Source organism: Cellulomonas sp. KH9 (assembly GCF_900114185.1).
Classification (GTDB): domain Bacteria; phylum Actinomycetota; class Actinomycetes; order Actinomycetales; family Cellulomonadaceae; genus Cellulomonas.
Genome location: NZ_FOSE01000002.1, coordinates 371,086 through 393,120, shown reverse-complemented (window position 1 = coordinate 393,120; position 22,035 = coordinate 371,086). Strand labels below are relative to the sequence as shown.

The 22,035-nt window shown below is 72.8% G+C and carries 17 protein-coding genes; 14 read left to right on the top strand and 3 right to left on the bottom strand.

Translation table 11 applies throughout. From position 1 onward, the window contains the following. Positions 1-111: 111 nt before the first annotated feature. The 12 genes from BMZ16_RS07950 to BMZ16_RS07895 all read left to right on the top strand — a co-directional run bounded on the left by BMZ16_RS07950 (position 112) and on the right by BMZ16_RS07895 (position 14,771). Positions 112-1,764: an ABC transporter substrate-binding protein gene (locus tag BMZ16_RS07950; protein ID WP_089799227.1), complete on the top strand. Its 1,653-nt coding sequence runs from the start codon at positions 112-114 to the stop codon at positions 1,762-1,764. 16 nt (positions 1,765-1,780) lie between these two features. Next, complete coding sequence (locus tag BMZ16_RS07945) at positions 1,781-2,785, top strand: ABC transporter permease (RefSeq protein WP_089799225.1); 1,005 nt, start codon at positions 1,781-1,783, stop codon at positions 2,783-2,785. Next, complete coding sequence (locus BMZ16_RS07940; RefSeq protein WP_089799223.1) at positions 2,782-3,720, top strand: ABC transporter permease; 939 nt, start codon at positions 2,782-2,784, stop codon at positions 3,718-3,720. The genes BMZ16_RS07945 and BMZ16_RS07940 overlap by 4 nt, the downstream gene beginning before the upstream one ends. Next, complete coding sequence (locus tag BMZ16_RS07935) at positions 3,717-5,510, top strand: ABC transporter ATP-binding protein (RefSeq protein ID WP_089799221.1); 1,794 nt, start codon at positions 3,717-3,719, stop codon at positions 5,508-5,510. The genes BMZ16_RS07940 and BMZ16_RS07935 overlap by 4 nt, the downstream gene beginning before the upstream one ends. A gap of 157 nt (positions 5,511-5,667) precedes the next feature. Next, complete coding sequence (locus BMZ16_RS07930) at positions 5,668-6,693, top strand: 6-phosphofructokinase (RefSeq protein WP_089799219.1); 1,026 nt, start codon at positions 5,668-5,670, stop codon at positions 6,691-6,693. Between the two features lie 212 nt (positions 6,694-6,905). Continuing rightward, positions 6,906-8,381, top strand: coding sequence for a 30S ribosomal protein S1 (gene rpsA / locus BMZ16_RS07925; protein ID WP_089799217.1), 1,476 nt, complete (start codon positions 6,906-6,908; stop codon positions 8,379-8,381). 140 nt (positions 8,382-8,521) lie between these two features. After that, positions 8,522-9,151, top strand: coding sequence for a dephospho-CoA kinase (gene coaE, locus BMZ16_RS07920; protein WP_089799216.1), 630 nt, complete (start codon positions 8,522-8,524; stop codon positions 9,149-9,151). Positions 9,152-9,328: 177 nt separating this feature from the next. Then, a complete protein-coding gene (locus BMZ16_RS07915; RefSeq protein WP_089799214.1) occupies positions 9,329-9,775 on the top strand; it encodes a hypothetical protein in 447 nt (148 codons plus the stop codon). Positions 9,776-9,840: 65 nt separating this feature from the next. Further along, positions 9,841-11,943 carry an excinuclease ABC subunit UvrB gene (gene uvrB / locus BMZ16_RS07910; protein WP_089799212.1) on the top strand — a complete coding sequence of 701 codons (2,103 nt, stop codon included), beginning with the start codon at positions 9,841-9,843 and terminating at the stop codon, positions 11,941-11,943. Between the two features lie 52 nt (positions 11,944-11,995). Continuing rightward, a complete protein-coding gene (locus tag BMZ16_RS07905; protein ID WP_089799210.1) occupies positions 11,996-12,433 on the top strand; it encodes a VOC family protein in 438 nt (145 codons plus the stop codon). Positions 12,434-12,669: 236 nt separating this feature from the next. Beyond that, entirely contained in the window at positions 12,670-13,731 is a 1,062-nt protein-coding gene (locus tag BMZ16_RS07900) for a TerC family protein (protein WP_089799208.1), read from the top strand. Then, the gene (locus tag BMZ16_RS07895; RefSeq protein ID WP_089799206.1) at positions 13,728-14,771 is read left to right on the top strand and encodes a TerC family protein; all 1,044 of its coding nucleotides are present in this window, start codon (positions 13,728-13,730) and stop codon (positions 14,769-14,771) included. Before BMZ16_RS07900 ends, BMZ16_RS07895 begins: the two co-directional genes overlap by 4 nt. A 62-nt stretch (positions 14,772-14,833) precedes the next feature. Here BMZ16_RS07895 and BMZ16_RS07890 read toward each other — a convergent pair whose 3' ends face one another. After that, positions 14,834-15,124, bottom strand: a complete 291-nt coding sequence (locus BMZ16_RS07890) for a YciI family protein (protein WP_089799204.1) — start codon at positions 15,122-15,124, stop codon at positions 14,834-14,836. A gap of 112 nt (positions 15,125-15,236) precedes the next feature. Between BMZ16_RS07890 and BMZ16_RS07885 the strand changes: the two genes are divergently transcribed. Continuing rightward, positions 15,237-16,400: an acyl-CoA dehydrogenase family protein gene (locus tag BMZ16_RS07885; protein ID WP_089799202.1), complete on the top strand. Its 1,164-nt coding sequence runs from the start codon at positions 15,237-15,239 to the stop codon at positions 16,398-16,400. A gap of 3 nt (positions 16,401-16,403) precedes the next feature. Here the strand turns inward: BMZ16_RS07885 and BMZ16_RS07880 are convergent, their stop codons facing one another. Next, complete coding sequence (locus tag BMZ16_RS07880) at positions 16,404-17,129, bottom strand: MBL fold metallo-hydrolase (protein WP_255366446.1); 726 nt, start codon at positions 17,127-17,129, stop codon at positions 16,404-16,406. Next, positions 17,126-19,015: a glycoside hydrolase family 15 protein gene (locus BMZ16_RS07875; protein ID WP_089799200.1), complete on the bottom strand. Its 1,890-nt coding sequence runs from the start codon at positions 19,013-19,015 to the stop codon at positions 17,126-17,128. Before BMZ16_RS07875 ends, BMZ16_RS07880 begins: the two co-directional genes overlap by 4 nt. 145 nt (positions 19,016-19,160) lie before the next feature. Here BMZ16_RS07875 and uvrA point away from each other — a divergent pair, with 145 nt between their 5' ends. Next, positions 19,161-22,022: an excinuclease ABC subunit UvrA gene (gene uvrA / locus BMZ16_RS07870; RefSeq protein WP_089799969.1), complete on the top strand. Its 2,862-nt coding sequence runs from the start codon at positions 19,161-19,163 to the stop codon at positions 22,020-22,022. Positions 22,023-22,035: the final 13 nt, after the last annotated feature.

The window sequence follows — 22,035 nt, the reverse complement described above, 5'->3', positions numbered from 1 at the left end:
GGTGCGTAACACGCGCGTGACACGGCGCACCTAGCGTCTGCCGGGTCCCGGGCGGCGTGGTGCACAACCAGGCCCTGACGAGAGGTGGCTGCAGTGAGGACCAGATGGCAGATGGTGGCCGGAGGGCTGGTGGTGGGGCTCGCCCTGACCGCGTGCGCCGCCAGCGACCGCGACACCGGCGGCGACGACGACGGCGCGACGGACGGAGGTCGTGACACCTTCATCTTCGCGGCGTCCGGCGACCCGTCCTCGCTCGACCCGGCGTTCGCCAGCGACGGCGAGACCTTCCGGGTGGCGCGGCAGATCTTCGAGGGCCTGGTGGGGGTCGAGCCCGGCACCGCGGACCCCGCGCCCCTGCTCGCGGAGTCGTGGGACGTCAGCGACGACGGCCTGGAGTACACGTTCACCCTCAAGGAGGGCGTGACCTTCCACGACGGCACCGCCTTCGACGGCGACGCGGTGTGCGCCAACTTCGAGCGCTGGAACAACTTCACGGGCGTCCTGCAGTCGGAGTCGCTCTCCTACTACTGGCAGAAGGTCAACGGCGGGTTCGCGAGCAGCGACGTCGAGAGCCTGAACGGCACCGGCAAGTACGAGTCGTGCGAGGCGCCCGACGCGGGCACCGCCGTGGTCCACCTGCGCAGCCCCCTGCCGGAGCTGGTCTCGGCCCTGTCCCTGCCCGCGTTCGCCATGCAGTCGCCCACCGCGCTCGAGAAGTACGACGCGGACGGCGTGACCGGCGACGGCGAGGCGCCGGTGCTGCCCGAGTACGCCACCGGACACCCCACCGGCACCGGACCGTTCGTGTTCGAGTCCTGGAGCCCGGGCGAGGAGGTCGTGCTCAGCGCCTACGAGGACTACTGGGGCGAGCAGGGCCAGGTCCGTCGGATCGTCTTCCCGATCATCTCCGACGCGACGGCGCGCCGGCAGGCGCTCCAGGCCGGTGACATCGACGGGTACGACCTCGTCGGCCCCGCCGACGTGGTGGCGCTCGAGGAGGCGGGCTTCCAGATCGTCAACCGTGAGCCCTTCAACGTGCTGTACCTCGGCATGAACCAGGGGAACCCGGACCTCGCCGACCTGCGGGTCCGGCAGGCGATCGCGCACGCGATCAACAAGGAGGCGCTGGTCGCGCAGACGCTGCCCGAGGGCACCGAGGTCGCGACGAACTTCGTCCCGCCGTCGGTCGCCGGCTGGAACGCCGACGTCGCGACCTACGACTACGACCCGGACAAGGCGCGCGCGCTGCTCGCCGAGGCCGGGAGGTCGGCGCTCACGATCGACTTCAACTACCCGACCAACGTCTCGCGGCCCTACATGCCGACGCCGGAGCAGGTGTTCACGGCCATCGAGGCGGACCTCGAGGCGGTCGGCATCACGGTCAACGCCGTGCCGGACCCGTGGAACCCGGAGTACCTCGACCGGATCCAGGGCGGCGCCGACCACGGGCTGCACCTGCTCGGGTGGACCGGCGACTACAACGACACCTACAACTTCATCGGCGTCTTCTTCGGCGGTACGTCGAACGAGTGGGGCTTCGACAACCCGGAGCTGTTCGCGGCGATCAACGACGCGCGGTACGTCGCGGACCTCGACGCCCAGACCGAGGCGTACGAGGCGGCCAACGCGGCCATCCTCGACTTCCTGCCGGGCGTCCCGCTGGCGCACCCGGTGCCGTCGCTCGCGTTCAAGGCCGACGTCCGGGGCTACCCGGCCTCGCCGGTCCAGGACGAGGTCTACAACGTGATCACCCTGGGCGACTGAGGAGCTGCTCGACCCGATGACCCGACTGATCCTGCGGCGCCTCGCGCTGCTCGTCCCGACCCTGCTCGGGTTGTCGGTGCTGCTGTTCCTGTGGGTGCGTGCTCTCCCGGGAGGGCCGGCGACGGCCCTCCTGGGGGAGCGTGCGACCCCCGACGCCGTGGCACGCATCAACGAGCTCTACGGATTCGACCGACCGCTGCCCCAGCAGTACGTGACCTGGCTGGGGCAGCTCCTCCAGGGCAACTTCGGCGTGTCGACCCGCACGGGCCGACCCGTCCTCGACGAGTTCATGTCCCGGTTCCCCGCGACGATCGAGCTGTCGCTCGTCGCGCTGCTCGTCGCCGTCGGCGTGGGCATCCCGCTGGGGTACGTGGCAGCCCGGCGCCAGGGCCGGCTCGTCGACCACGCCGCGGTCGTCACCTCGCTGCTCGGTGTGACGATCCCCGTCTTCTTCCTCGCGTTCCTGCTGAAGTGGCTGTTCGCCGTGCAGCTCGGGTGGTTCCCGTCCGCCGGGCGGCAGGACCCGGCCATGGTGGCGACCCACCCGACCGGGTTCTACGTGCTCGACGGGTTGGCGACCCGCGAGTGGGACGCGAGCTGGGACGCCCTGGTGCACCTCGTGCTGCCGGCGCTCGCGCTGGGGACGATCCCGCTGGCGATCATCGCCCGGATCACCCGCGCGTCGGTGATCGACGTGCAGCACGCCGACTACGTCCGCACGGCCCGCGCCAAGGGGCTCTCGCCCACGCACGTGCGCGGCCGGGTGATCCTGCACAACGCGATGCTGCCCGTCTCGACGACCATCGGTCTGCAGATCGGCCTGCTGCTGTCCGGTGCGGTGCTGACCGAGACGGTGTTCGCGTTCCCCGGCGTCGGCAAGTTCCTCGCCGACGCCGTGTTCAACCTCGACTACGCGGTGCTGCAGGGCTTCATCCTGCTGATCGCCGTGGTCTACGCCCTGGTGAACCTGGCGGTCGACGTGTCGTACGGCCTGATCGACCCGAGGATGAGGACCCGATGAGCGCACCCGAGGTCTACGAGGTCCCGCAGGCGCCGGTCGACGCCGGCGAGCTCGCGGAGGACCGCCGCGCGGGGGAGGCGCTGTGGCGTGTCGCCGCGCGGCGTCTGCTGCGCAACCCCGCGGCGGTCCTCGGTGTGGTCATCGTCGTGGCGTTCCTGCTGGTGGCGCTCCTCGCCCCGGTCCTGGCGCCGTACGCGCCCGGTGCGCTGCCCGGCCGCGCCGACGTGCGCCCGACGTTCATCCCCGGACCGTCGGCCGAGCACCCGCTCGGCCTGGACCGGTACGGCGCCGACGTGCTGTCCCAGCTGATCTGGGGTGCGCGCGCCTCGCTGCTCATCGGTGTCCTGTCGACGCTGCTCGGGCTCGCGGGCGGCATGGTGCTCGGTACGCTCGCGGGCGCCTTCGGCGGGTGGGCCGACTCGGCGGTCATGCGGCTGGTCGACCTCATGCTGGCCGTCCCCAGCCTGCTGCTCGCGGTGTCGATCGCCGCGGTGGCCGGGCAGACGCCCTCGTCGGTCGTCATCGCGATCGGCGTCGTGCAGGTGCCGGTGTTCGCCCGGCTGCTGCGCGGGTCGATGCTGGCCCAGAAGAACCAGGACTACGTGCTGGCGGCCCGGTCGCTGGGTCTGTCGCGGCGCACGGTCACGATGAGCCACGTCCTGCCCAACAGCGTGTCCCCGGTGATCGTGCAGGCCACGCTCCTGCTCGCGACGGCGGTCATCGAGGCGGCGGCGCTCTCCTTCCTCGGCCTGGGAGGCGGATCGCCGACCACCGCCGAGTGGGGCCGCATGCTCGTCGCCGCCCAGAACGAGCTCGAGGTGGCGCCCCGGCTCGCGCTGTGGCCCGGCCTCTGCATCTCGGTGACGGCCCTGGGCTTCACGTTGTTCGGCGAGGCGCTGCGGGAGGCCCTCGACCCGCGATCGAGGAGGCGATGAGCGTGACCGACGCACCGGAGCAGGAGACCGACCAGGCCGAGCCGCTGCTGCGCATCCGGGACCTCGAGGTCACGTTCCGCACCGAGTCCGGCTCCGCCACCGCGGTGCGCGGCGTGTCGTTCGACGTGCACGCCGGCCAGACCGTGGCCGTGGTGGGGGAGTCCGGCTCGGGCAAGTCCACGACCGCGGCGGCCGTGATCGGGCTGCTGGCCGGCAACGGCGCGGTCACGGGCGGCTCGATCCTCTTCGAGGGCGAGGACCTCGTGGCCCTCGGGCCGGACGCGATGCACCGCGTACGCGGGTCGCGGATCGGCATGGTGCCGCAGGACCCGATGTCGAACCTCAACCCGGTCCGCCGGGTGGGGGAGCAGGTCGACGAGACGCTCGAGGACAACGGCGTGCTGCGCGGCCGCGGCGTGCGGGCGCGCACGGTCGAGCTGCTGGCCGAGGCGGGCCTGCCGGACGCGGAGCGGCGTGCGCAGCAGTACCCGCACGAGTTCTCGGGGGGCATGCGGCAGCGGGCGCTGATCGCGATGGGTCTGGCGGCGCGCCCGCGCCTGCTCATCGCCGACGAGCCCACGTCGGCGCTCGACGTGACGGTGCAGCGCACGATCCTCGACGGGCTGACGGAGCTCACCGACCGGCTGGGCGTCGCGGTGCTGCTCATCACGCACGACCTGGGGCTGGCGGCCGAGCGCGCGGACCGGGTGGTCGTGATGTACCGCGGCGAGGTGGTCGAGGAGGGCGACGCGCACGCGATCCTCACGTCGCCGCAGCACGAGTACACCCGGCGGCTGCTCGCCGCGGCGCCCTCCCTGGCGTCGCGGCGCATCGAGCTCGCCCGGCACGGTGCCGACGTGGCCGTGCCCGTCGGTGCGGAGCCCGTCACCGCGGGGGCCTCCGAGAGGGGCGTCGCCCGGCCCGTCGCGTCCGGCCCCACCGCGGGGTCCGGCGCGTCGGCCCCGCACGACGTGGTGGTCGCGCCGCCGCTCGTCGAGGTGGACCACGTCAGCAAGGTGTTCCGCATCCGCGGCCGCGGGCTGCTGGGGCGGGGCGCGGACTTCACGGCGGTCGACGACGTGAGCCTGGTCGTCCCCCGGGGTCGCACGGTGGCCGTGGTGGGGGAGTCCGGGTCCGGCAAGTCGACCGTCGCGCGGATGATGCTGGGGCTGCTGGCCCCGACGTCCGGAGCGATCCGGTTCGACGGCGTCGACGTGGCGCACCGCGACCGGGGCGCCGAGGTCGCGTTCCGCCGACGGGTGCAGCCGATCTTCCAGGACCCGTACGCGTCGCTCGACCCGCTCTACACGGTGTTCCGGACGGTCGAGGAGCCCCTGCGGGCGCACGGCACCGGCGACCGCGCGCAGCGGCACGCGCGCGTCCGCGAGCTCATGGACCAGGTGGCGCTGCCCGCGGGCCTGCTGTCGCGGTACCCCGCGGAGCTGTCCGGCGGCCAGCGCCAGCGGGTCGCGATCGCCCGCGCCCTGGCGCTCGAGCCCGAGCTCGTGGTGTGCGACGAGGCCGTCTCGGCGCTCGACGTCATCGTCCAGTCGCAGATCCTGCACCTGCTGGCGGACCTGCAGGAGCGGCTCGGCCTGTCGTACCTGTTCATCAGCCACGACCTCGCCGTGGTGCGCCAGATCGCGGACGAGGTGTGCGTGATGCAGGAGGGGCGGGTGGTGGAGAGCGGCACGGTGGACCAGGTGTTCGACGCGCCGCGCACGCAGTACACCCGCACGCTGCTCGACGCGATCCCGGGGCGGGACCTCGACCTGCGCCGCAGCGTCTGACGCCCTACTCCCCGGCCGCGAGGTCCCCCCGGGACCGAAGCCGCACGGCGTCCCGCGCGGGCCTCGCTAGTGTGGGACGTGCGGCGCCGCGTCGGAGCGCGCCCGGCCCCCCTTGCCGTCCCGGCGGGGCGGACCCCTGCGAACGAGGAGCTCCAGCGTGCGAGTCGGTCTGCTCACGGGTGGCGGCGACGTCCCCGGCCTGAATGCCGCGATCCGTGCGGTCGTCAAGCGGGGGGAGGGCGAGCACGGCCACTCCATCATCGGGTTCCGCAACGGGTGGAAGGGCGTCGTCGACGGCGACGTCATGCCGCTGACGCGCCAGCACATCCGCAACGTGCTGCCGACGGGCGGCACGCTGCTCGGCACGGCGCGCTACCACCCGCACGCCTCCGACGGCGGGCTCGACGCCGCACTGGCGACGCTCGAGGCGGAGCGCATCGAGGCGCTCATCTGCATCGGTGGCGACGGGACGCTGAACGCGGCGAGCAAGGTCGCCGAGGCGGGCGTGAAGGTCGTCGGCATCCCCAAGACGATCGACAACGACGTGTGGGGCACCGACGCGTCGATCGGCTTCGACACCGCGGTGAGCATCGCCACCGAGGCGATCGACCGGATCCACACGACCGCCGAGTCCCACAACCGCGTGATGATCGTCGAGGTCATGGGGCGGCACGCCGGCTGGATCGCCGTGACGTCGGGCATCGCCGGTGGTGCCGAGCTCGTGCTCGCACCGGAGGAGCCCTTCGACATCGGCCGGATCGAGCGCTTCCTCAAGCACCGCCACCGTGCGCACGCGAGCTTCTCGATCGTCGTCGTGGCCGAGGGTGCCGTACCGGCCGAGAACACGCCCATGCACTACGAGACCCAGATGGGCAAGTACGGCGAGATCGTCGCGGGCGCGATCGGGGAGCGGCTGAAGACCGAGATCGAGCAGCGCACCGGCTTCGACACGCGCGTCACGGTGCTCGGTCACACGCAGCGGGGCGGCATCCCCACGGCGGCGGACCGGATCCTGGCGTCGCGGTTCGGCGTCGCGGCGATCGACGCGGTGACGGCCGGCACGACCAACGTCATGACCGCCGTCCGGGGCGAGGAGGTCGTGCTGGTCCCGCTCGAGGACGTCGCCGGCAAGGTGAAGTTCGTCCCGCAGGGCCTGCTGACGGTGGCCCGGGCGCTCGCCTGAGCCCCACCCTTTGCCTGCACGGTCATGCACCCGATAGGGTGGACGGCGGTGCCGCGCGTGTTGATCGATCCCCGTGCGTACCGACTCGTCACCCCGCCCGGTTCCACTCCGCACGCGGGTGCGGCGGGTCGGCGCGGCGGGCGACCGGCGCGAGGACCGCGTCACCCTTCCTGTCCGCACTACTTCCTGTCCGCATCGGAGCCCACCACTACATGAGCATCTCCACCCCCGCGAAGCCGGCCAGCCCGCAGGTCGCGGTGAACGACATCGGTACGGCCGAGGACTTCCTCGCTGCGATCGACGCCACCATCAAGTACTTCAACGATGGCGACATCGTCGAGGGCACCATCGTCAAGGTCGACCGCGACGAGGTCCTGCTCGACATCGGTTACAAGACCGAGGGCGTCATCCCCTCCCGTGAGCTGTCCATCAAGCACGACGTGGACCCCGGCGAGGTCGTCAAGGTCGGCGACGAGGTCGAGGCCCTGGTCCTCCAGAAGGAGGACAAGGAGGGTCGTCTGATCCTGTCCAAGAAGCGCGCGCAGTACGAGCGGGCGTGGGGCACGATCGAGAAGATCAAGGAGGAGGACGGCGTCGTCACCGGCACCGTCATCGAGGTCGTCAAGGGTGGCCTCATCCTCGACATCGGCCTGCGCGGCTTCCTGCCGGCCTCCCTCGTCGAGATGCGTCGCGTGCGCGACCTCCAGCCGTACGTCGGCAAGGAGATCGAGGCCAAGATCATCGAGCTCGACAAGAACCGCAACAACGTCGTGCTGTCGCGGCGTGCGTGGCTCGAGCAGACGCAGTCCGAGGTCCGCTCCACCTTCCTGCAGACCCTGCAGAAGGGCCAGGTGCGCCCCGGTGTCGTCTCGTCGATCGTCAACTTCGGTGCCTTCGTGGACCTGGGCGGCGTGGACGGGCTCGTGCACGTCTCCGAGCTGTCCTGGAAGCACATCGACCACCCGTCCGAGGTCGTCGAGGTCGGCCAGGAGGTCACGGTCGAGGTGCTCGAGGTCGACTTCGACCGCGAGCGGGTCTCCCTGTCGCTGAAGGCGACGCAGGAGGACCCGTGGCAGGCGTTCGCCCGGACGCACGCCATCGGCCAGGTCGTGCCCGGCAAGGTCACCAAGCTCGTCCCGTTCGGTGCGTTCGTGCGCGTCGAGGACGGCATCGAGGGCCTCGTGCACATCTCGGAGCTGGCCGTGCGCCACGTCGAGATCCCGGAGCAGGTCGTGCAGGTCGGCGACGACGTCTTCGTCAAGGTCATCGACATCGACCTCGAGCGTCGCCGCATCTCGCTGTCGCTCAAGCAGGCGAACGAGGGCTTCGACCCCGAGTCGGACGACTTCGACCCCGCGCTGTACGGCATGGCGGCGGAGTACGACGAGCAGGGCAACTACAAGTACCCCGAGGGCTTCGACCCGACGACGAACGAGTGGCTCGAGGGCTTCGAGACCCAGCGCGAGGCGTGGGAGGCCCAGTACGCGGCCGCCCACGAGCGCTGGGAGGCGCACCGCAAGCAGGTCGCCGCGGCGGCCCAGGCGGACGCCGAGGCCTCGACGTCCGAGTCCACGGGCAGCGGCCCGGCGCCGTCGACCTACTCGTCCGCCCCGGCGGAGGAGGTCGCGGGCACCCTCGCGTCGGACGAGGCGCTCGCCGCGCTGCGCGAGAAGCTCACCGGCAACTGAGTCCGCGCGGGTCCGCCCGCGACGGTCTGCACGGCGGACGGCCGGTCACCCCTCGGGGTGGCCGGCCGTCGGCGTACCCGGGGGACCGTCGCCCGCGTGGGGAGGTCGCGCGGCACGCGCCGGGCCGGGAGGATGGGGCGATGCAGAGGATCGGGCTGACCGGAGGGATCGCGGCGGGCAAGTCCGTCGCTGCGCGCAGGTTCGCCGAGCGCGGCGCGGTCGTGGTCGACGCGGACGTCCTGGCGCGGCAGGCCGTGGCGCCGGGCAGCGCCGGCCTCGACGAGGTGGTCGCGGAGTTCGGCCCGGGGGTCCTCGACGCCGCGGGGGACCTGGACCGCGCGGCGCTGGGACGGATCGTGTTCGCCGACGCCGGGGCCCGTGCCCGGCTGGACGCGATCGTGCACCCCGTCGTCCGCCGGCTCGCGGCCGAGCAGGAGGCGGCCGCCGCGGCGCTGGACCCCGGGGCCGTCGTGGTGCACGACATCCCGCTGCTGGTCGAGACGGGGCAGGCCGAGGACTTCCACGTGGTCGTGGTCGTGCACGCCCCGGCGGGGCTGCGCGTCGAGCGGCTCGTGCGGCTGCGCGGGATGGACCGGGCGGACGCGCTGGCGCGCGTGGCGGCGCAGGCCCGCGACGAGGCCCGGCTGGCCGTGGCGGACGTCGTGCTCGACGGCGCCGGCAGCGACGCGGACCTCGAGCGGCAGGTGGACGCGCTGTGGGAGCGGCTGGCCGTGGAGCGTGCCGACGAGCGGGCGGCCGACGCCCCCTGACGTGCGCTGCAGGACGAAGGTCCCCCGTCCCGCGCAGTACCCGTCATTCCTTCGGGTGAATTGAACGGCCGTCCACGCGAGCAGTACGGTTCGGACGCCGATCACTCGGACGGACGCGCGACGAGCGTGTCCCGGGGGCCGCGTCGGGCGGACCCGGGCAACGTAGCCGGAGGAACGATGGCCCAGCAGTCGGTCGGTAGCGGGTGGGAGGCGCGCCCGCTGCAGTCCAAGGCCTCGATGTCGGTGGCCACCGGTGCGCTGTCGGCGACGCAGGTGCTGGACATGGTGGCCCAGGCGGTCGCCGCGGTCGAGGACGAGAGCGGCTGGCTGCGGGTGGGTGAGCGCAGCGCGAACAAGGTGTCGGTGTCGATCCGGGACATGACCCGGGAGACCAGCGAGCCGGTGCTGTTCTTCGACGTCGAGGTGGACCGTGCCGTCGGTCGGGTGACCGTGCGCACGCTCATCACCAGCTACGTCGTGAAGTCGTCCGGCATGAGCGCGCTGGTGCCCATGGCCAAGCGCCGGGTGGTCGGCTTCAGCGCCTACCGGGCGTTCATGGACCGCTACGCGTCGATGCTGTCGACGGCGGACCCCGCGGCGTACGTGTCGTTCAGCGGGGACTGACCCGCCGCCGGCCGCCCCCACGGGGTCGTCGGGTCGTTGTCGGTGGTGCGACGTACGGTGTCCTCATGCGTCCCGTGACCGACCTGCAGCGGACCGTCGCGCCGTTCGAGGTGGTGTCCGAGTACACCCCGAGCGGTGACCAGCCGACCGCCATCGCCGAGCTCGCCGCCCGCGTGCGGGCCGGCGAGAAGGACGTGGTGCTGCTCGGCGCCACCGGTACCGGCAAGTCGGCGACGACGGCGTGGCTCATCGAGCAGCTGCAGCGTCCGACGCTCGTCATGGCCCCGAACAAGACCCTCGCGGCCCAGCTGGCGACCGAGTTCCGCGAGCTGATGCCGAACAACGCGGTCGAGTACTTCGTGTCGTACTACGACTACTACCAGCCCGAGGCGTACATCGCGCAGACGGACACCTACATCGAGAAGGACTCCTCGATCAACGAGGAGGTCGAGCGGCTGCGACACTCGGCGACCAGCTCGCTGCTGACGCGGCGCGACGTGGTCGTCGTGTCGACGGTGTCGTGCATCTACGGCCTGGGCACGCCGCAGGAGTACGTCGACCGCATGGTCACCCTCGCGGTGGGGGACCGGATCGACCGCGACCAGCTGCTGCGCCGCTTCGTGACGATGCAGTACACGCGCAACGACATGGCGTTCACCCGCGGCACCTTCCGGGTGCGCGGGGACACCGTCGAGATCATCCCGGTGTACGAGGAGCTCGCGATCCGGATCGAGTTCTTCGGCGACGAGATCGAGGCCATCGCGACGCTGCACCCCCTGACGGGCGACGTGGTGCGCGCGGAGCAGCAGATGCACGTGTTCCCCGCGACGCACTACGTGGCGGGGCCCGAGCGCATGGAGCGCGCCATCGCCGGCATCGAGGCCGAGCTCGAGGAACGGCTGGCCGAGCTCGAGCGGCAGAACAAGCTGCTCGAGGCGCAGCGCCTGCAGATGCGCACCACCTACGACATCGAGATGATGCGGCAGATCGGCTCGTGCTCGGGCATCGAGAACTACTCCCGCCACATCGACGGACGGCCCGCCGGCTCCGCACCGAACACCCTGATCGACTACTTCCCCGAGGACTTCCTGCTCGTCATCGACGAGTCGCACGTCACCGTGCCGCAGATCGGCGCGATGTTCGAGGGCGACATGTCGCGCAAGCGCGCCCTCGTGGACCACGGGTTCCGCCTGCCGAGCGCGGTCGACAACCGGCCGCTGCGCTGGGAGGAGTTCGTGGAGCGCATCGGGCAGACGGTCTACCTGTCGGCCACGCCCGGGGACTACGAGCTGTCGATGGCCGACGGCGTGGTCGAGCAGATCATCCGGCCCACGGGGCTGGTGGACCCGCAGGTGCTGGTCAAGCCGACCAAGGGGCAGATCGACGACCTCCTGGGCGAGATCAACGACCGGGTGGAGCGCGACGAGCGCGTGCTGGTCACGACGCTGACCAAGAAGATGTCCGAGGACCTCACCGACTACCTGCTGGAGAAGGGCGTCCGGGTGCGCTACCTGCACTCGGAGGTCGACACGCTGCGGCGCGTGGAGCTGCTGCGCGAGTTGCGGCTGGGGGAGTACGACGTGCTCGTCGGCATCAACCTGCTGCGCGAGGGGCTCGACCTGCCGGAGGTGTCGCTCGTGGCGATCCTCGACGCCGACAAGCAGGGGTTCCTGCGCTCCGGCAAGTCGCTCATCCAGACCATCGGGCGTGCGGCGCGCAACGTCTCCGGTGAGGTGCACATGTACGCCGACACCGTCACGCCGGCCATGCGCCAGGCGCTGGACGAGACCGAGCGCCGCCGCGAGCGGCAGATCGCGTACAACCTCGAGCACGGGATCGACCCGCAGCCGCTGCGCAAGCGGATCGGCGACATCACGGACATGCTGGCGCGCGAGGACGCCGACACGGCCGAGCTGCTCGGCGGCGCCGCACGTCAGGCGAGCCGCGGCAAGGCACCGGTGCCCGGGCTGGGCTCGCGGCCCGCGGCGGACGACCGCACGCGGCTGACCGGCGCGGCCGCCCACGACCTGGCCGACCTCATCCAGCAGCTCACCGAGCAGATGCACGCCGCGGCCGGCGAGCTGCAGTTCGAGCTCGCCGCCCGGCTGCGCGACGAGATCTCCGGGCTCAAGAAGGAGCTGCGCCAGATGCAGGCCGCCACGGCCTGAGCGCACCGCGACCGCGGTGGACCGGCCGGGCACGTCCCGAGGAGGAGCACCGATGGACCGCAGGCTGCAGATCGTGTTCGACGCCCACGACCCCTTCGCGCTCGGGGTCTTCTGGCAGGAGGCACTGGGGTACGTCCGCGAGGCGCCGCCGGAGGGCTTCGCCTCCTGGGAGGAGACGTTGCGCGCGTGGGGGCTGCCGGAGGAGCGCTGGAACGACGCGAACGCGATCGTCGACCCCGAGGGCTCCGGACCGCGGATCTTCCTGCAGAAGGTGCCGGAGGGGAAGACGGCGAAGAACCGGGTGCACCTCGACGTCGGGCTGCCCGGCGCGCCCGCCCGTCCCGGTGAGCGTCGGGCCGACGAGATCCGTGCGCGGGCGGGGGAGCTGGAGGCGCTCGGGGCCTCGCGGGTCCGCGAGCACGACGACGAGCTCCAGGGGTTCTGGATCGTCATGCGGGACCCCGAGGGCAACGAGTTCTGCCTGGTCTGAGCGTTCTGGTCGCGCGCCGGCGGTGCCGTCCACGGCGCGGGCGCCGCGCGGCGCGAGGCGTGGGCGTCACCTATAGTTCTCGGCGGAGGGGAGTACTCCCCACGACGTCATCGTCATCACGGTCGCCAGCGTTGCCGGCCCGGTGCGTCGGCCGCGCGCACGACCCGCACCGGGTGGAGTCAGCGCTGGCGGAAGAGACCTCCGGTCATCAGTCGTACTCTCCGGAGGTCTGTCTCGTGGATGTTCAGCCCTGGGTGTGGGCCGTCACCGTCGGTCTCATCGTCGTCATGCTCGCGGTCGACTACATCGGCCACGTGCGTTCGCCGCACGAGCCGACCCTGCGCGAGTCGGCCTGGTGGTCGGCCGGGTACGTCGCGGTCGCGCTCGTCTTCGGCGTGGTGGTCTGGGTCGTGTGGGGCACGACCTACGGCGCGGAGTACTTCGCCGGGTACGTGACGGAGAAGAGCCTGTCGGTCGACAACCTGTTCGTCTTCGTCCTCATCATGGCGAGCTTCCGGGTGCCGCGGCTCTACCAGCAGAAGGTGCTGCTCATCGGCATCACCATCGCGCTGGTCCTGCGGACGGTGTTCATCTTCGTCGGCGCCGCCTTCATCGAGCGCTTCAGCGCGATCTTCTACCTGTTCGGGGCCTTCCTGCTCTACACCGCGTGGACGCAGATCCGCGCGGGGAGCGCGGACGAGGAGGAGTACCACGAGAACGCGGTGCTGCGCTGGACGCGGCGCGCGTTCCCCACGACCGACGACTACGTCGGCGACAAGATGGTGGTGCGGCGCGACGGCAAGCGGTACATGACGCCGATGCTCATCGTCATGGTCGCGATCGGTACCGCCGACATCATCTTCGCGGTCGACTCGATCCCGGCGATCTTCGGGCTCACGCAGGAGACGTTCCTGGTCTTCGCGGCGAACGCGTTCTCCCTGCTGGGCCTGCGCCAGCTGTTCTTCCTCATCGACGGACTGCTCGACAAGCTCGTCTACCTGTCCTACGGCCTCGGCGTGATCCTGGGCTTCATCGGCATCAAGCTCCTCATCCACGCGATGCACACCAACGAGGTGCCGTTCATCAACGGGGGTGAGCACATCACCGTCGTGCCCGAGATCAACACCTGGGTCTCCCTCGGGGTGATCGTCGGCACGCTCCTGGTGACGACCGTCCTGTCGCTGCGGCGAACCCGCAAGGACGAGGCGGCACGTGCACTCGAGGAGGCGCGCGGCGCGACGCACGGTCTGGCGGCCGACCCGGCGCACGACGAGAGCGGGTCCGAGGGCCGGCCGTGACGCACGAGCTGCCCGCCGCCTTCCAGGCGGCGTCGCTCGTCGCCCTCGTGGCGATCCTGCTGCTCGACCTCGCGCTCGTGCGCCGGCGGCCGCACGTGCCGTCGGTGCGCGAGAGCGTCGTGTGGGTGCTGGTCTACGTCGGCCTGGCGCTCGTGTTCGCCGGGCTGGTGGCCCTGGTGGGCGGGCCCGCCCCGGCGGGGGAGTTCGTCGCGGGCTGGTTGACCGAGTACAGCCTGTCGGTCGACAACCTGTTCGTCTTCCTGCTGATCATGTCCAGCTTCGCGGTGCCCCGCGAGCAGCAGCAGCGCGTGCTCATGGTGGGGATCATCGTGGCGCTCGTCCTGCGCGGCGCCTTCATCCTGGCGGGCGCCGCGCTCATCGAGCGCTACACCTGGGTCTTCTACCTCTTCGGGGCGTTCCTGGTGTGGACGGCCGTGCGGCTGCTGCGGGAGGGCGCGGGCTCCGGCGACGAGCCGTACGAGGAGAACCGGCTGGTGCGCGGCCTGCGACGCGTGCTGCCGATGTCGCCGACGTACGACGGCGGGCGCGTGCGCACCGTCCACGAGGGCCGCCGCGTGTTCACGCCGCTCGTCGTCGTGTTCGTGGCGATCGGGACCACGGACGTGCTGTTCGCGTTCGACTCGATCCCCGCGATCTTCGGGCTGACGCACGACCCGTTCATCGTCTTCACGACCAACGTGTTCGCGCTCATGGGGCTGCGCCAGCTGTACTTCCTGCTCGGCGGGCTGCTCGACCGGCTGGTGTACCTGCCGTACGGGCTCGCGGCGATCCTCGCGTTCATCGGCGTCAAGCTGGTGCTCGAGGCGCTCGCCACGAACTCGCTGGGGTTCGTCAACGGCGGCGAGCCGGTCCCGTGGGCGCCCGAGGTGCCCACGTGGGTCTCGCTCACGGTCATCGCGGGCGCACTGGCGGTCGCCACGGTGGCCAGCCTCGTGCGCGCCCGGCACGACCTGGCGGCGGCGCGCCGCCTCCCGCCCCCCGCGCCCGAGCAGCGTCCGGACGGGCCGGGCGCCTCCTGACGCACCGGGCCCGCGGACGTGCAGGCCGCGGGCGCCGACGGTCCCGGCTCAGGGGGTCCGGCTCAGGACGTCGCGGACCAGGGGCCCAGGACCAGGTCCCACCCGCGCACGTCGGTCGCCGCGACGAGCCCCTCGCGTGCGAACGGGTCCCGCGCGAGCACGCCGCGCACGGCCGCCTCGTCGTCCGCGCGGAGCACCAGGAGCGCACCGGGGTCGCCGTCGGTGAACGGGCCCGACCCGAGCAGCACGCCGTCCTCGGCCTGCTGCGCCAGCCACGCCCGGTGCTCGGGGCGGACGGCGTCGCGGACCGCGGTCCGCTCGTCGTAGGTGTAGCGGACCGCGAAGATGCTCATGACCGCATCCTGCCGCAGCGGAAAGCACGCCCGCCACGGGCCGGCTCCGGTCGCGGTGGCACAGTGGGCGTATGACCACGACCACGACCCTTCGCCCGGTCCGGGACGGCCGATGACGCGGCGGCTGCGCACCCTGCTCTCCGACGACCTGCTCGCCCGGGTCCACGCGCGCGCGGACGCGCACGACCGCGACAACACCTTCCCCCACGACGACCTCGCCGACCTCGTGGCGGCCGGGTACCTGCGGGCGTTCGTGCCCGAGCGTCTCGGCGGTGCCGGGCTCACCCTCGAGGAGGTGGCGCGCGAGCAGGTCCGGCTCGCGGCAGCCGCGCCGGCCACGGCACTGGCCGTCAACATGCACCTCGTCGTCACCGGCCTGGCCGCGCTCCTGGTGGCCCGCGGCGACGACTCCGTGGAGTTCGTGCTGCAGGACGCGGCCGCGGGGGAGGTGTACGCGTTCGGCAACTCCGAGGCGGGCAACGACCTGGTGATGTTCGGGTCCCGCACCCGGGCCGTGCCGCAGCCCGACGGCGGCTACCGGTACCACGGCACGAAGATCTTCACGTCGCTGTCGCCGGTCTGGACGCGGCTCGCGACGTTCGGCCTGGACGACTCCGACCCGGCCGACCCGCGCCTCGTGCACGGCGTCGTCGCCCGGCAGGACGGTGGCGTCCAGGCGCGCGACGACTGGGACACGCTCGGCATGCGCGCGACCCAGTCGGCCACCACCGTGCTGGACGGCGCGTACGCGCCGGCGGACCGCGTCTACCGGAGGCTGCCGCCGGGACCGTCGGCGGACCCGTTCGTGTTCGCGCTGTTCGCCGTCTTCGAGACGTTGCTGGCGGCCGTGTACACGGGCATCGGGCGCCGGGCGCTCGAGCTCGGCGTCGGGCACGCCCGGCGGCGCACGTCGCTCAAGCACGGCGGCCGGTCGTACGCGCAGGACCCCGACATCCGCTGGCGCATCGCGGACGCGGCGCTCGCCCAGGACGGGGCCGAGCTGCAGGTGTTCGCCCTGGCGCGCGACGTCGACGAGCAGGCGGACCACGGCGCGCGGTGGTTCGCGCAGCTCGTGGGGCTCAAGGTGCGGGCCACCGAGACGGCACGCGTCGTCGTGGACCTCGCGCTGCGCGTGTCCGGCGGCGGGGCGTACTTCACGGGCAGCGAGCTCGCCCGGCTGTACCGCGACGTGCTGGCGGGGATCTACCACCCGTCGGACGACGAGTCGGCGCACGCGACCGTCGCGACCTCGGTGCTGGGCCCGCCGGAGGACTGAGGGTCACCAGCCGCGGGAGGCCCACGCGGGGAGGTGGGGGCGCTGTTCGCCCAGGGTCGTCGCCTCGCCGTGGCCCGGGTGGACGCAGGTGCCGTCCCCGTACCGGTCGACGACGCGCGAGGTGACGTCAGCGAGCAGCCGCGCGAACCGCGCGGGGTCGCCCTGCGTGCTGCCCACGCCGCCGGGGAACAGCGAGTCCCCCGTGAACAGGTGCGTGCGCCCGGCCACGGCCCCGGGCGTCCGCGCCTGCGGGCCCTCGGTCAGCGCCAGGGCCACCGACCCCGGGGTGTGGCCGCGCAGCGCCACGACGTCGAGGACCAGCGCGCCGACCCGGACGTGGTCGCCGTGGCGCAGGCGCACCGCGACCTTGCAGCCGGTCGCGTCCTCGATCGCGTCCGCGTCGGCGACGCCCGCGGCGACCCGGGCCCCCGTCACGGCCACGACGGAGGCCAGCGCACCCAGGTGGTCGCCGTGCCGGTGGGTGACCACCACGGTGTCGAGCCGTGCCGACGGCGAGCCCTCCCGGACGAGGGCCAGCAGCCGGTCGGGGTCCGCGGGGGCGTCGACGAGCAGCTGGGCGCCCGTGGCGCGGCACGTGAGCAGGTAGGCGTCGTTGTCCATCGGCCCGACGGACGCGGTGCGGAGCTCCGCGTCGTCCAGCACCCGCACCGCGCTGGGGCCCCCGGGGTCGACGTGGTCCGTGCACGGACCGGCGGGCCGCGCGATCACGGGGTCACCGCCGCCGCCCCCGCGGCCGCGCGCCGGGCCGCCGCCGCGTGGCTGTGCGCCGCGCGGACGAGCGCCAGGTGCGAGAGCGCCTGCGGCACGTTGCCCCGCATGTGCCGGCCGACGGGGTCGTACTGCTCGGCGAGCAGGCCCACGTCGTTGGCCAGCGGCACCACCGCGTCGAGCACCCGGCGGGCGCCGTCGACGTCGTTCCCCCGGGCCAGGGCGTCGGCGAGCCAGAAGGAGCACGCGAGGAACGCGGCCTCGTCGCCGTGCAGCCCGTCGTCCGTGCGCTCCGTGCGGTACCGGCGCAGCAGCCCCGGCCCGACCTCCAGCTCCTCGCGGACCGCGGCGACCGTCCCGCGCGCGTGCGGTCCGTCCGCGGGCACGAACCCCACCAGGACCAGCTGCAGCAGCGAGGCGTCGGCGTGCTCCGCCCCGTAGTGCTGCACGAAGCTGCCGCGCGCGTCGGACCACCCGTGGGCGAGGACGTCGGTGCGGACCTCGTCGCGGGTGCGGCGCCAGCGCTCGACGGGGCCGGGCAGGCCGTGCTGCTCGACGGCCTGCACCGCGCGGTCGAGCGCGACCCACGTCATCACCTTCGAGTGCGTGAAGTGCCGGGGCTCGCCGCGCACCTCCCAGATGCCGCGGTCCGGCTCCCGCCAGTGGCGCGCCAGGTCGTCGACGAGCCGACGCTGCAGCGACCACGTGTCGGACGTCTCGGCGAGACCCGCGTCCCGGGCCATCGCCAGCGCCGACATGACCACGCCGAGCACGTCGTGCTGCACCTGCCGCACCGCGCCGTTGCCCCGGCGCACCGGGCGCGAGCCCGCGTACCCCGGCAGGTGGCCGAGGTGCGTCTCCGGCAGGCGGCGCCCGCCGTCCAGCCGGTACATGATCTGCAGGTCCCGCGGGTCGCCCGCCACGGCCCGGGCCAGCCAGTCCCGCCACTGGGTCGCCTCGTCGCGGAACCCCTGCTCCAGGAGCGCCTCGAGCGTGAACGCGGCGTCCCGCAGCCAGCAGTACCGGTAGTCCCAGTTGCGCTCGCCGCCCGGGGTCTCGGGCAGCGACGTCGTCGGCGCCGCGACGATGCCCCCGGTGGTGGCGTCGGTCAGCAGGCGCAGCACGAGCAGCGAGCGGACGACCGCCTCCCGGTACGGGCCGTCGTACCCGCAGTCGCGCGCCCACAGGCCCCAGCGGACCGCCGTCGTGTCGACCCGGCCGCTCACCGGCAGGCGCGGCGGCACCGGCTGCCACGAGTGGACCCACGTGAGCGACAGCTCGACGCTCTGCCCCGCGTGCAGCGTGAACCGGTCGCGGTGGCGGCGTCCGTCGGCGCGGGGGAGGCGGTCGCCGCGCAGCACCAGCGAGTCGGGGCCCGCCACCGCGCGGATCGTGTCGCAGCCGTCGGCGTCGTCCTCGTGGCGCACCCACGGCTGCACGGCGCCGTACCCGAAGCGCACCACCCACTCGTGCTCGACCTCGACCTCCCCGGCCGTGCAGGTCAGCCGGCGCACCAGGTCCGCGCGTCCGTCGCCCGACGGCATGGCGTCGGTGGCGACGGCCGTGCCCCCCGCGGTGCGGTAGGTCGTCTCGAGGACGAACGAGTCGCCCCGGTACCGCCGGGTCACGGCGGCGGCGTCCCGGACCGTCAGGAGCCATCGGCCGTGCTCGGGCGTGCCCAGGAGCGCGGCGAAGCAGGCGTCCGAGTCGAACCGCGGCAGGCACAGCCAGTCGACCGACCCGTGCCGCGACACCAGGGCGGCGGAGTGGCCGTCGCCCAGCACGGCGTACTCCTCGACGGGGACCTGGCCGTCCAGCAGGAGGTCGCCCGCCGGGGGGTCGTCCGGCGGGCCGTCCTCGCCCGTCGGTGTGCTCGGCGCGACCATCGCCCTCAGCATGGCCCGCTCGGCCCGACGGCGCTCGCGGGGTCGGGCGTGCGGATGCGGTACCGCACCGGCGTCGATCGCGCACCTCGAACACGTGTGCGACTGTCGGTGGCCCGACGTAGACTCGTCGGCTGTGACCGATCCTCTGTCCGACCGTCTGCTGGTCCGCGGCGCCCGGGAGCACAACCTCCGCAACGTCGACGTCGACCTGCCCCGTGACGCCCTCATCGCCTTCACCGGCCTGTCCGGCTCCGGCAAGTCGTCCCTCGCCTTCGACACGATCTTCGCCGAGGGGCAGCGACGCTACGTCGAGTCGCTGTCCGCGTACGCGCGGCAGTTCCTCGGGCAGATGGACAAGCCCGACGTGGACTTCATCGAGGGGCTGTCCCCGGCGGTGTCCATCGACCAGAAGTCGACCAACCGCAACCCGCGCTCCACCGTCGGCACCATCACCGAGGTCTACGACTACCTGCGCCTGCTGTTCGCCCGCGCCGGCACGCAGTACTGCCCGGTGTGCGGGGAGCGGGTCACGGCCCAGACGCCGCAGCAGATCGTGGACCGGCTGCTGGAGCTGCCGGAGGGGACGCGGTACCAGGTGCTCGCGCCGGTCGTGCGCGGGCGCAAGGGGGAGTACGCGGAGCTCTTCCGCGAGCTGCAGGGCAAGGGGTTCTCCCGCGCCCGCGTCGACGGCGAGGTCGTGCAGCTGGCCTCACCGCCGACGCTCGAGAAGAAGCTCAAGCACGACATCGAGGTGGTCGTGGACCGCCTGGTGTCCCGCGAGGGCGTGCAGCGCCGCCTCACCGACTCGGTCGAGACGGCGCTGGGGCTCGCCGGCGGCCTGCTCGTGGTCGAGCTCGTCGACGCCGACGCGGACGACCCGCAGCGCGAGCGCCGGTTCTCCGAGCACCGCGCGTGCCCGAACGACCACGTCCTGACGCTCGAGGAGATCGAGCCGCGCACGTTCTCGTTCAACGCGCCCTACGGCGCCTGCCCGGAGTGCACGGGCATCGGGTCGCGGCTCGAGGTGGACCCCGAGCTCGTGATCCCCGACGACGACCTGTCGCTCGCGCAGGGGGCGGTCGCGCCGTGGGCCCAGACGTCGTCCGAGTACTTCCAGCGCGTGCTCAGCGCGCTCGCGGCCGACCTCGGGTTCTCGATGGACACGCCCTGGCGGGCGCTGCCGAAGCGCGCACGGGACGCGGTGCTGCACGGGCAGAACCACGAGGTGCACGTCCGCTACCGCAACCGGTGGGGGCGTGAGCGGCAGTACTCCACGGGGTTCGAGGGCGTCATCACCTTCCTGCAGCGCCGGCACGCCGAGACCGACTCGGAGTGGAGCAAGGAGAAGTACGAGGCCTTCATGCGGGAGGTCCCGTGCCCCACGTGCCAGGGCGCACGGCTGAAGCCCGAGGTGCTCGCCGTCAAGGTCGGCGGCCGGTCGATCGCCGAGGTGTGCGAGCTGCCGATCGACGAGGCGCGCGCGTTCATCGACGGCCTCGAGCTCGGTGAGCGCGAGCGGGCGATCGCCGCGCAGGTGATCAAGGAGATCCAGGCCCGCCTGGGGTTCCTGCTCGACGTCGGCCTCGACTACCTGTCGCTCATGCGGCCGGCCGCGACGCTCTCGGGCGGCGAGGCGCAGCGCATCCGGCTCGCGACGCAGATCGGGTCGGGCCTCGTCGGGGTGCTGTACGTGCTCGACGAGCCGTCCATCGGCCTGCACCAGCGTGACAACCGGCGGCTGATCGACACGCTCACCCGGCTGCGGGACCTCGGCAACACCCTCATCGTCGTCGAGCACGACGAGGACACCATCCGGGCGGCGGACTGGATCGTCGACATCGGTCCGGGCGCGGGCGAGCACGGGGGGCGCGTGGTGCACTCGGGGGACCTCGACGGTCTGCTCGCGTCCGCGGAGTCCGTCACCGGCGCGTACCTGTCGGGCCGCCGGTCCATCCCGATGCCGGCCGAGCGCCGGCCCGTGGACCGCACGCGGCAGGTGACGGTCGTGGGGGCGCGCGAGAACAACCTGCGGGGCATCGACGTGTCCTTCCCGCTCGGGGTGCTCACGGCGGTCACCGGGGTGTCCGGCTCCGGCAAGTCGACGCTCGTGAACTCGATCCTCTACACGGTGATGGCCAACGAGCTCAACGGTGCGCGGCAGGTCGCCGGACGCCACAAGCGCGTCACGGGGCTCGACCAGCTCGACAAGGTCGTGCACGTGGACCAGGGCCCCATCGGGCGCACGCCGCGGTCCAACCCCGCGACGTACACGGGGGTGTGGGACCACGTCCGCAAGCTGTTCGCGGAGACCCAGGAGGCCAAGGTCCGGGGGTACACCCCCGGCCGGTTCTCGTTCAACGTCAAGGGCGGCCGGTGCGAGGCGTGCTCGGGTGACGGCACGCTGAAGATCGAGATGAACTTCCTGCCGGACGTGTACGTGCCGTGCGAGGTCTGCCACGGCGCCCGGTACAACCGCGAGACGCTCGAGGTGCACTTCAAGGGCAAGACCGTCGCGGACGTCCTGGCGATGCCGATCGAGGAGGCCGCGGAGTTCTTCGCCGCGGTGCCGGCGATCGCCCGCCACCTGCGCACGCTCGTCGACGTGGGGCTGGGCTACGTCCGGCTCGGGCAGCCCGCCCCCACGCTGTCCGGCGGCGAGGCGCAGCGGGTCAAGCTCGCCGCCGAGCTGCAGCGCCGCTCGACCGGCCGCACCATCTACGTGCTCGACGAGCCGACCACCGGGCTGCACTTCGAGGACATCCGCAAGCTCCTCGGCGTGCTGCAGTCCCTGGTCGACAAGGGCAACACCGTGCTCGTCATCGAGCACAACCTCGACGTGATCAAGAACGCCGACTGGGTCATCGACATGGGCCCCGAGGGCGGGTCCGGAGGCGGCACGGTCGTCGCCGAGGGGACGCCCGAGCACGTCGCGGGCGTGCCGGGCAGCCACACGGGGCGCTTCCTCGCCGAGGTCCTCGAGCCCGAGCGGGAGCGGGTGCCCGCCTGACCGGGGCGGGCCC

Coding starts and splice junctions, on each gene's coding strand:
- BMZ16_RS07890 (WP_089799204.1), bottom strand. CDS start 15,124: ATGAGCATCTTCGCGGTCCGCTACACCTACGACGAGCGGACCGCGGTC.
- BMZ16_RS07905 (WP_089799210.1), top strand. CDS start 11,996: ATGGACCGCAGGCTGCAGATCGTGTTCGACGCCCACGACCCCTTCGCG.
- uvrB (WP_089799212.1), top strand. CDS start 9,841: ATGCGTCCCGTGACCGACCTGCAGCGGACCGTCGCGCCGTTCGAGGTG.
- BMZ16_RS07875 (WP_089799200.1), bottom strand. CDS start 19,015: ATGGTCGCGCCGAGCACACCGACGGGCGAGGACGGCCCGCCGGACGAC.
- BMZ16_RS07950 (WP_089799227.1), top strand. CDS start 112: ATGGTGGCCGGAGGGCTGGTGGTGGGGCTCGCCCTGACCGCGTGCGCC.
- BMZ16_RS07940 (WP_089799223.1), top strand. CDS start 2,782: ATGAGCGCACCCGAGGTCTACGAGGTCCCGCAGGCGCCGGTCGACGCC.
- rpsA (WP_089799217.1), top strand. CDS start 6,906: ATGAGCATCTCCACCCCCGCGAAGCCGGCCAGCCCGCAGGTCGCGGTG.
- coaE (WP_089799216.1), top strand. CDS start 8,522: ATGCAGAGGATCGGGCTGACCGGAGGGATCGCGGCGGGCAAGTCCGTC.
- BMZ16_RS07885 (WP_089799202.1), top strand. CDS start 15,237: ATGACGCGGCGGCTGCGCACCCTGCTCTCCGACGACCTGCTCGCCCGG.
- BMZ16_RS07945 (WP_089799225.1), top strand. CDS start 1,781: ATGACCCGACTGATCCTGCGGCGCCTCGCGCTGCTCGTCCCGACCCTG.
- BMZ16_RS07915 (WP_089799214.1), top strand. CDS start 9,329: ATGGCCCAGCAGTCGGTCGGTAGCGGGTGGGAGGCGCGCCCGCTGCAG.
- BMZ16_RS07935 (WP_089799221.1), top strand. CDS start 3,717: ATGAGCGTGACCGACGCACCGGAGCAGGAGACCGACCAGGCCGAGCCG.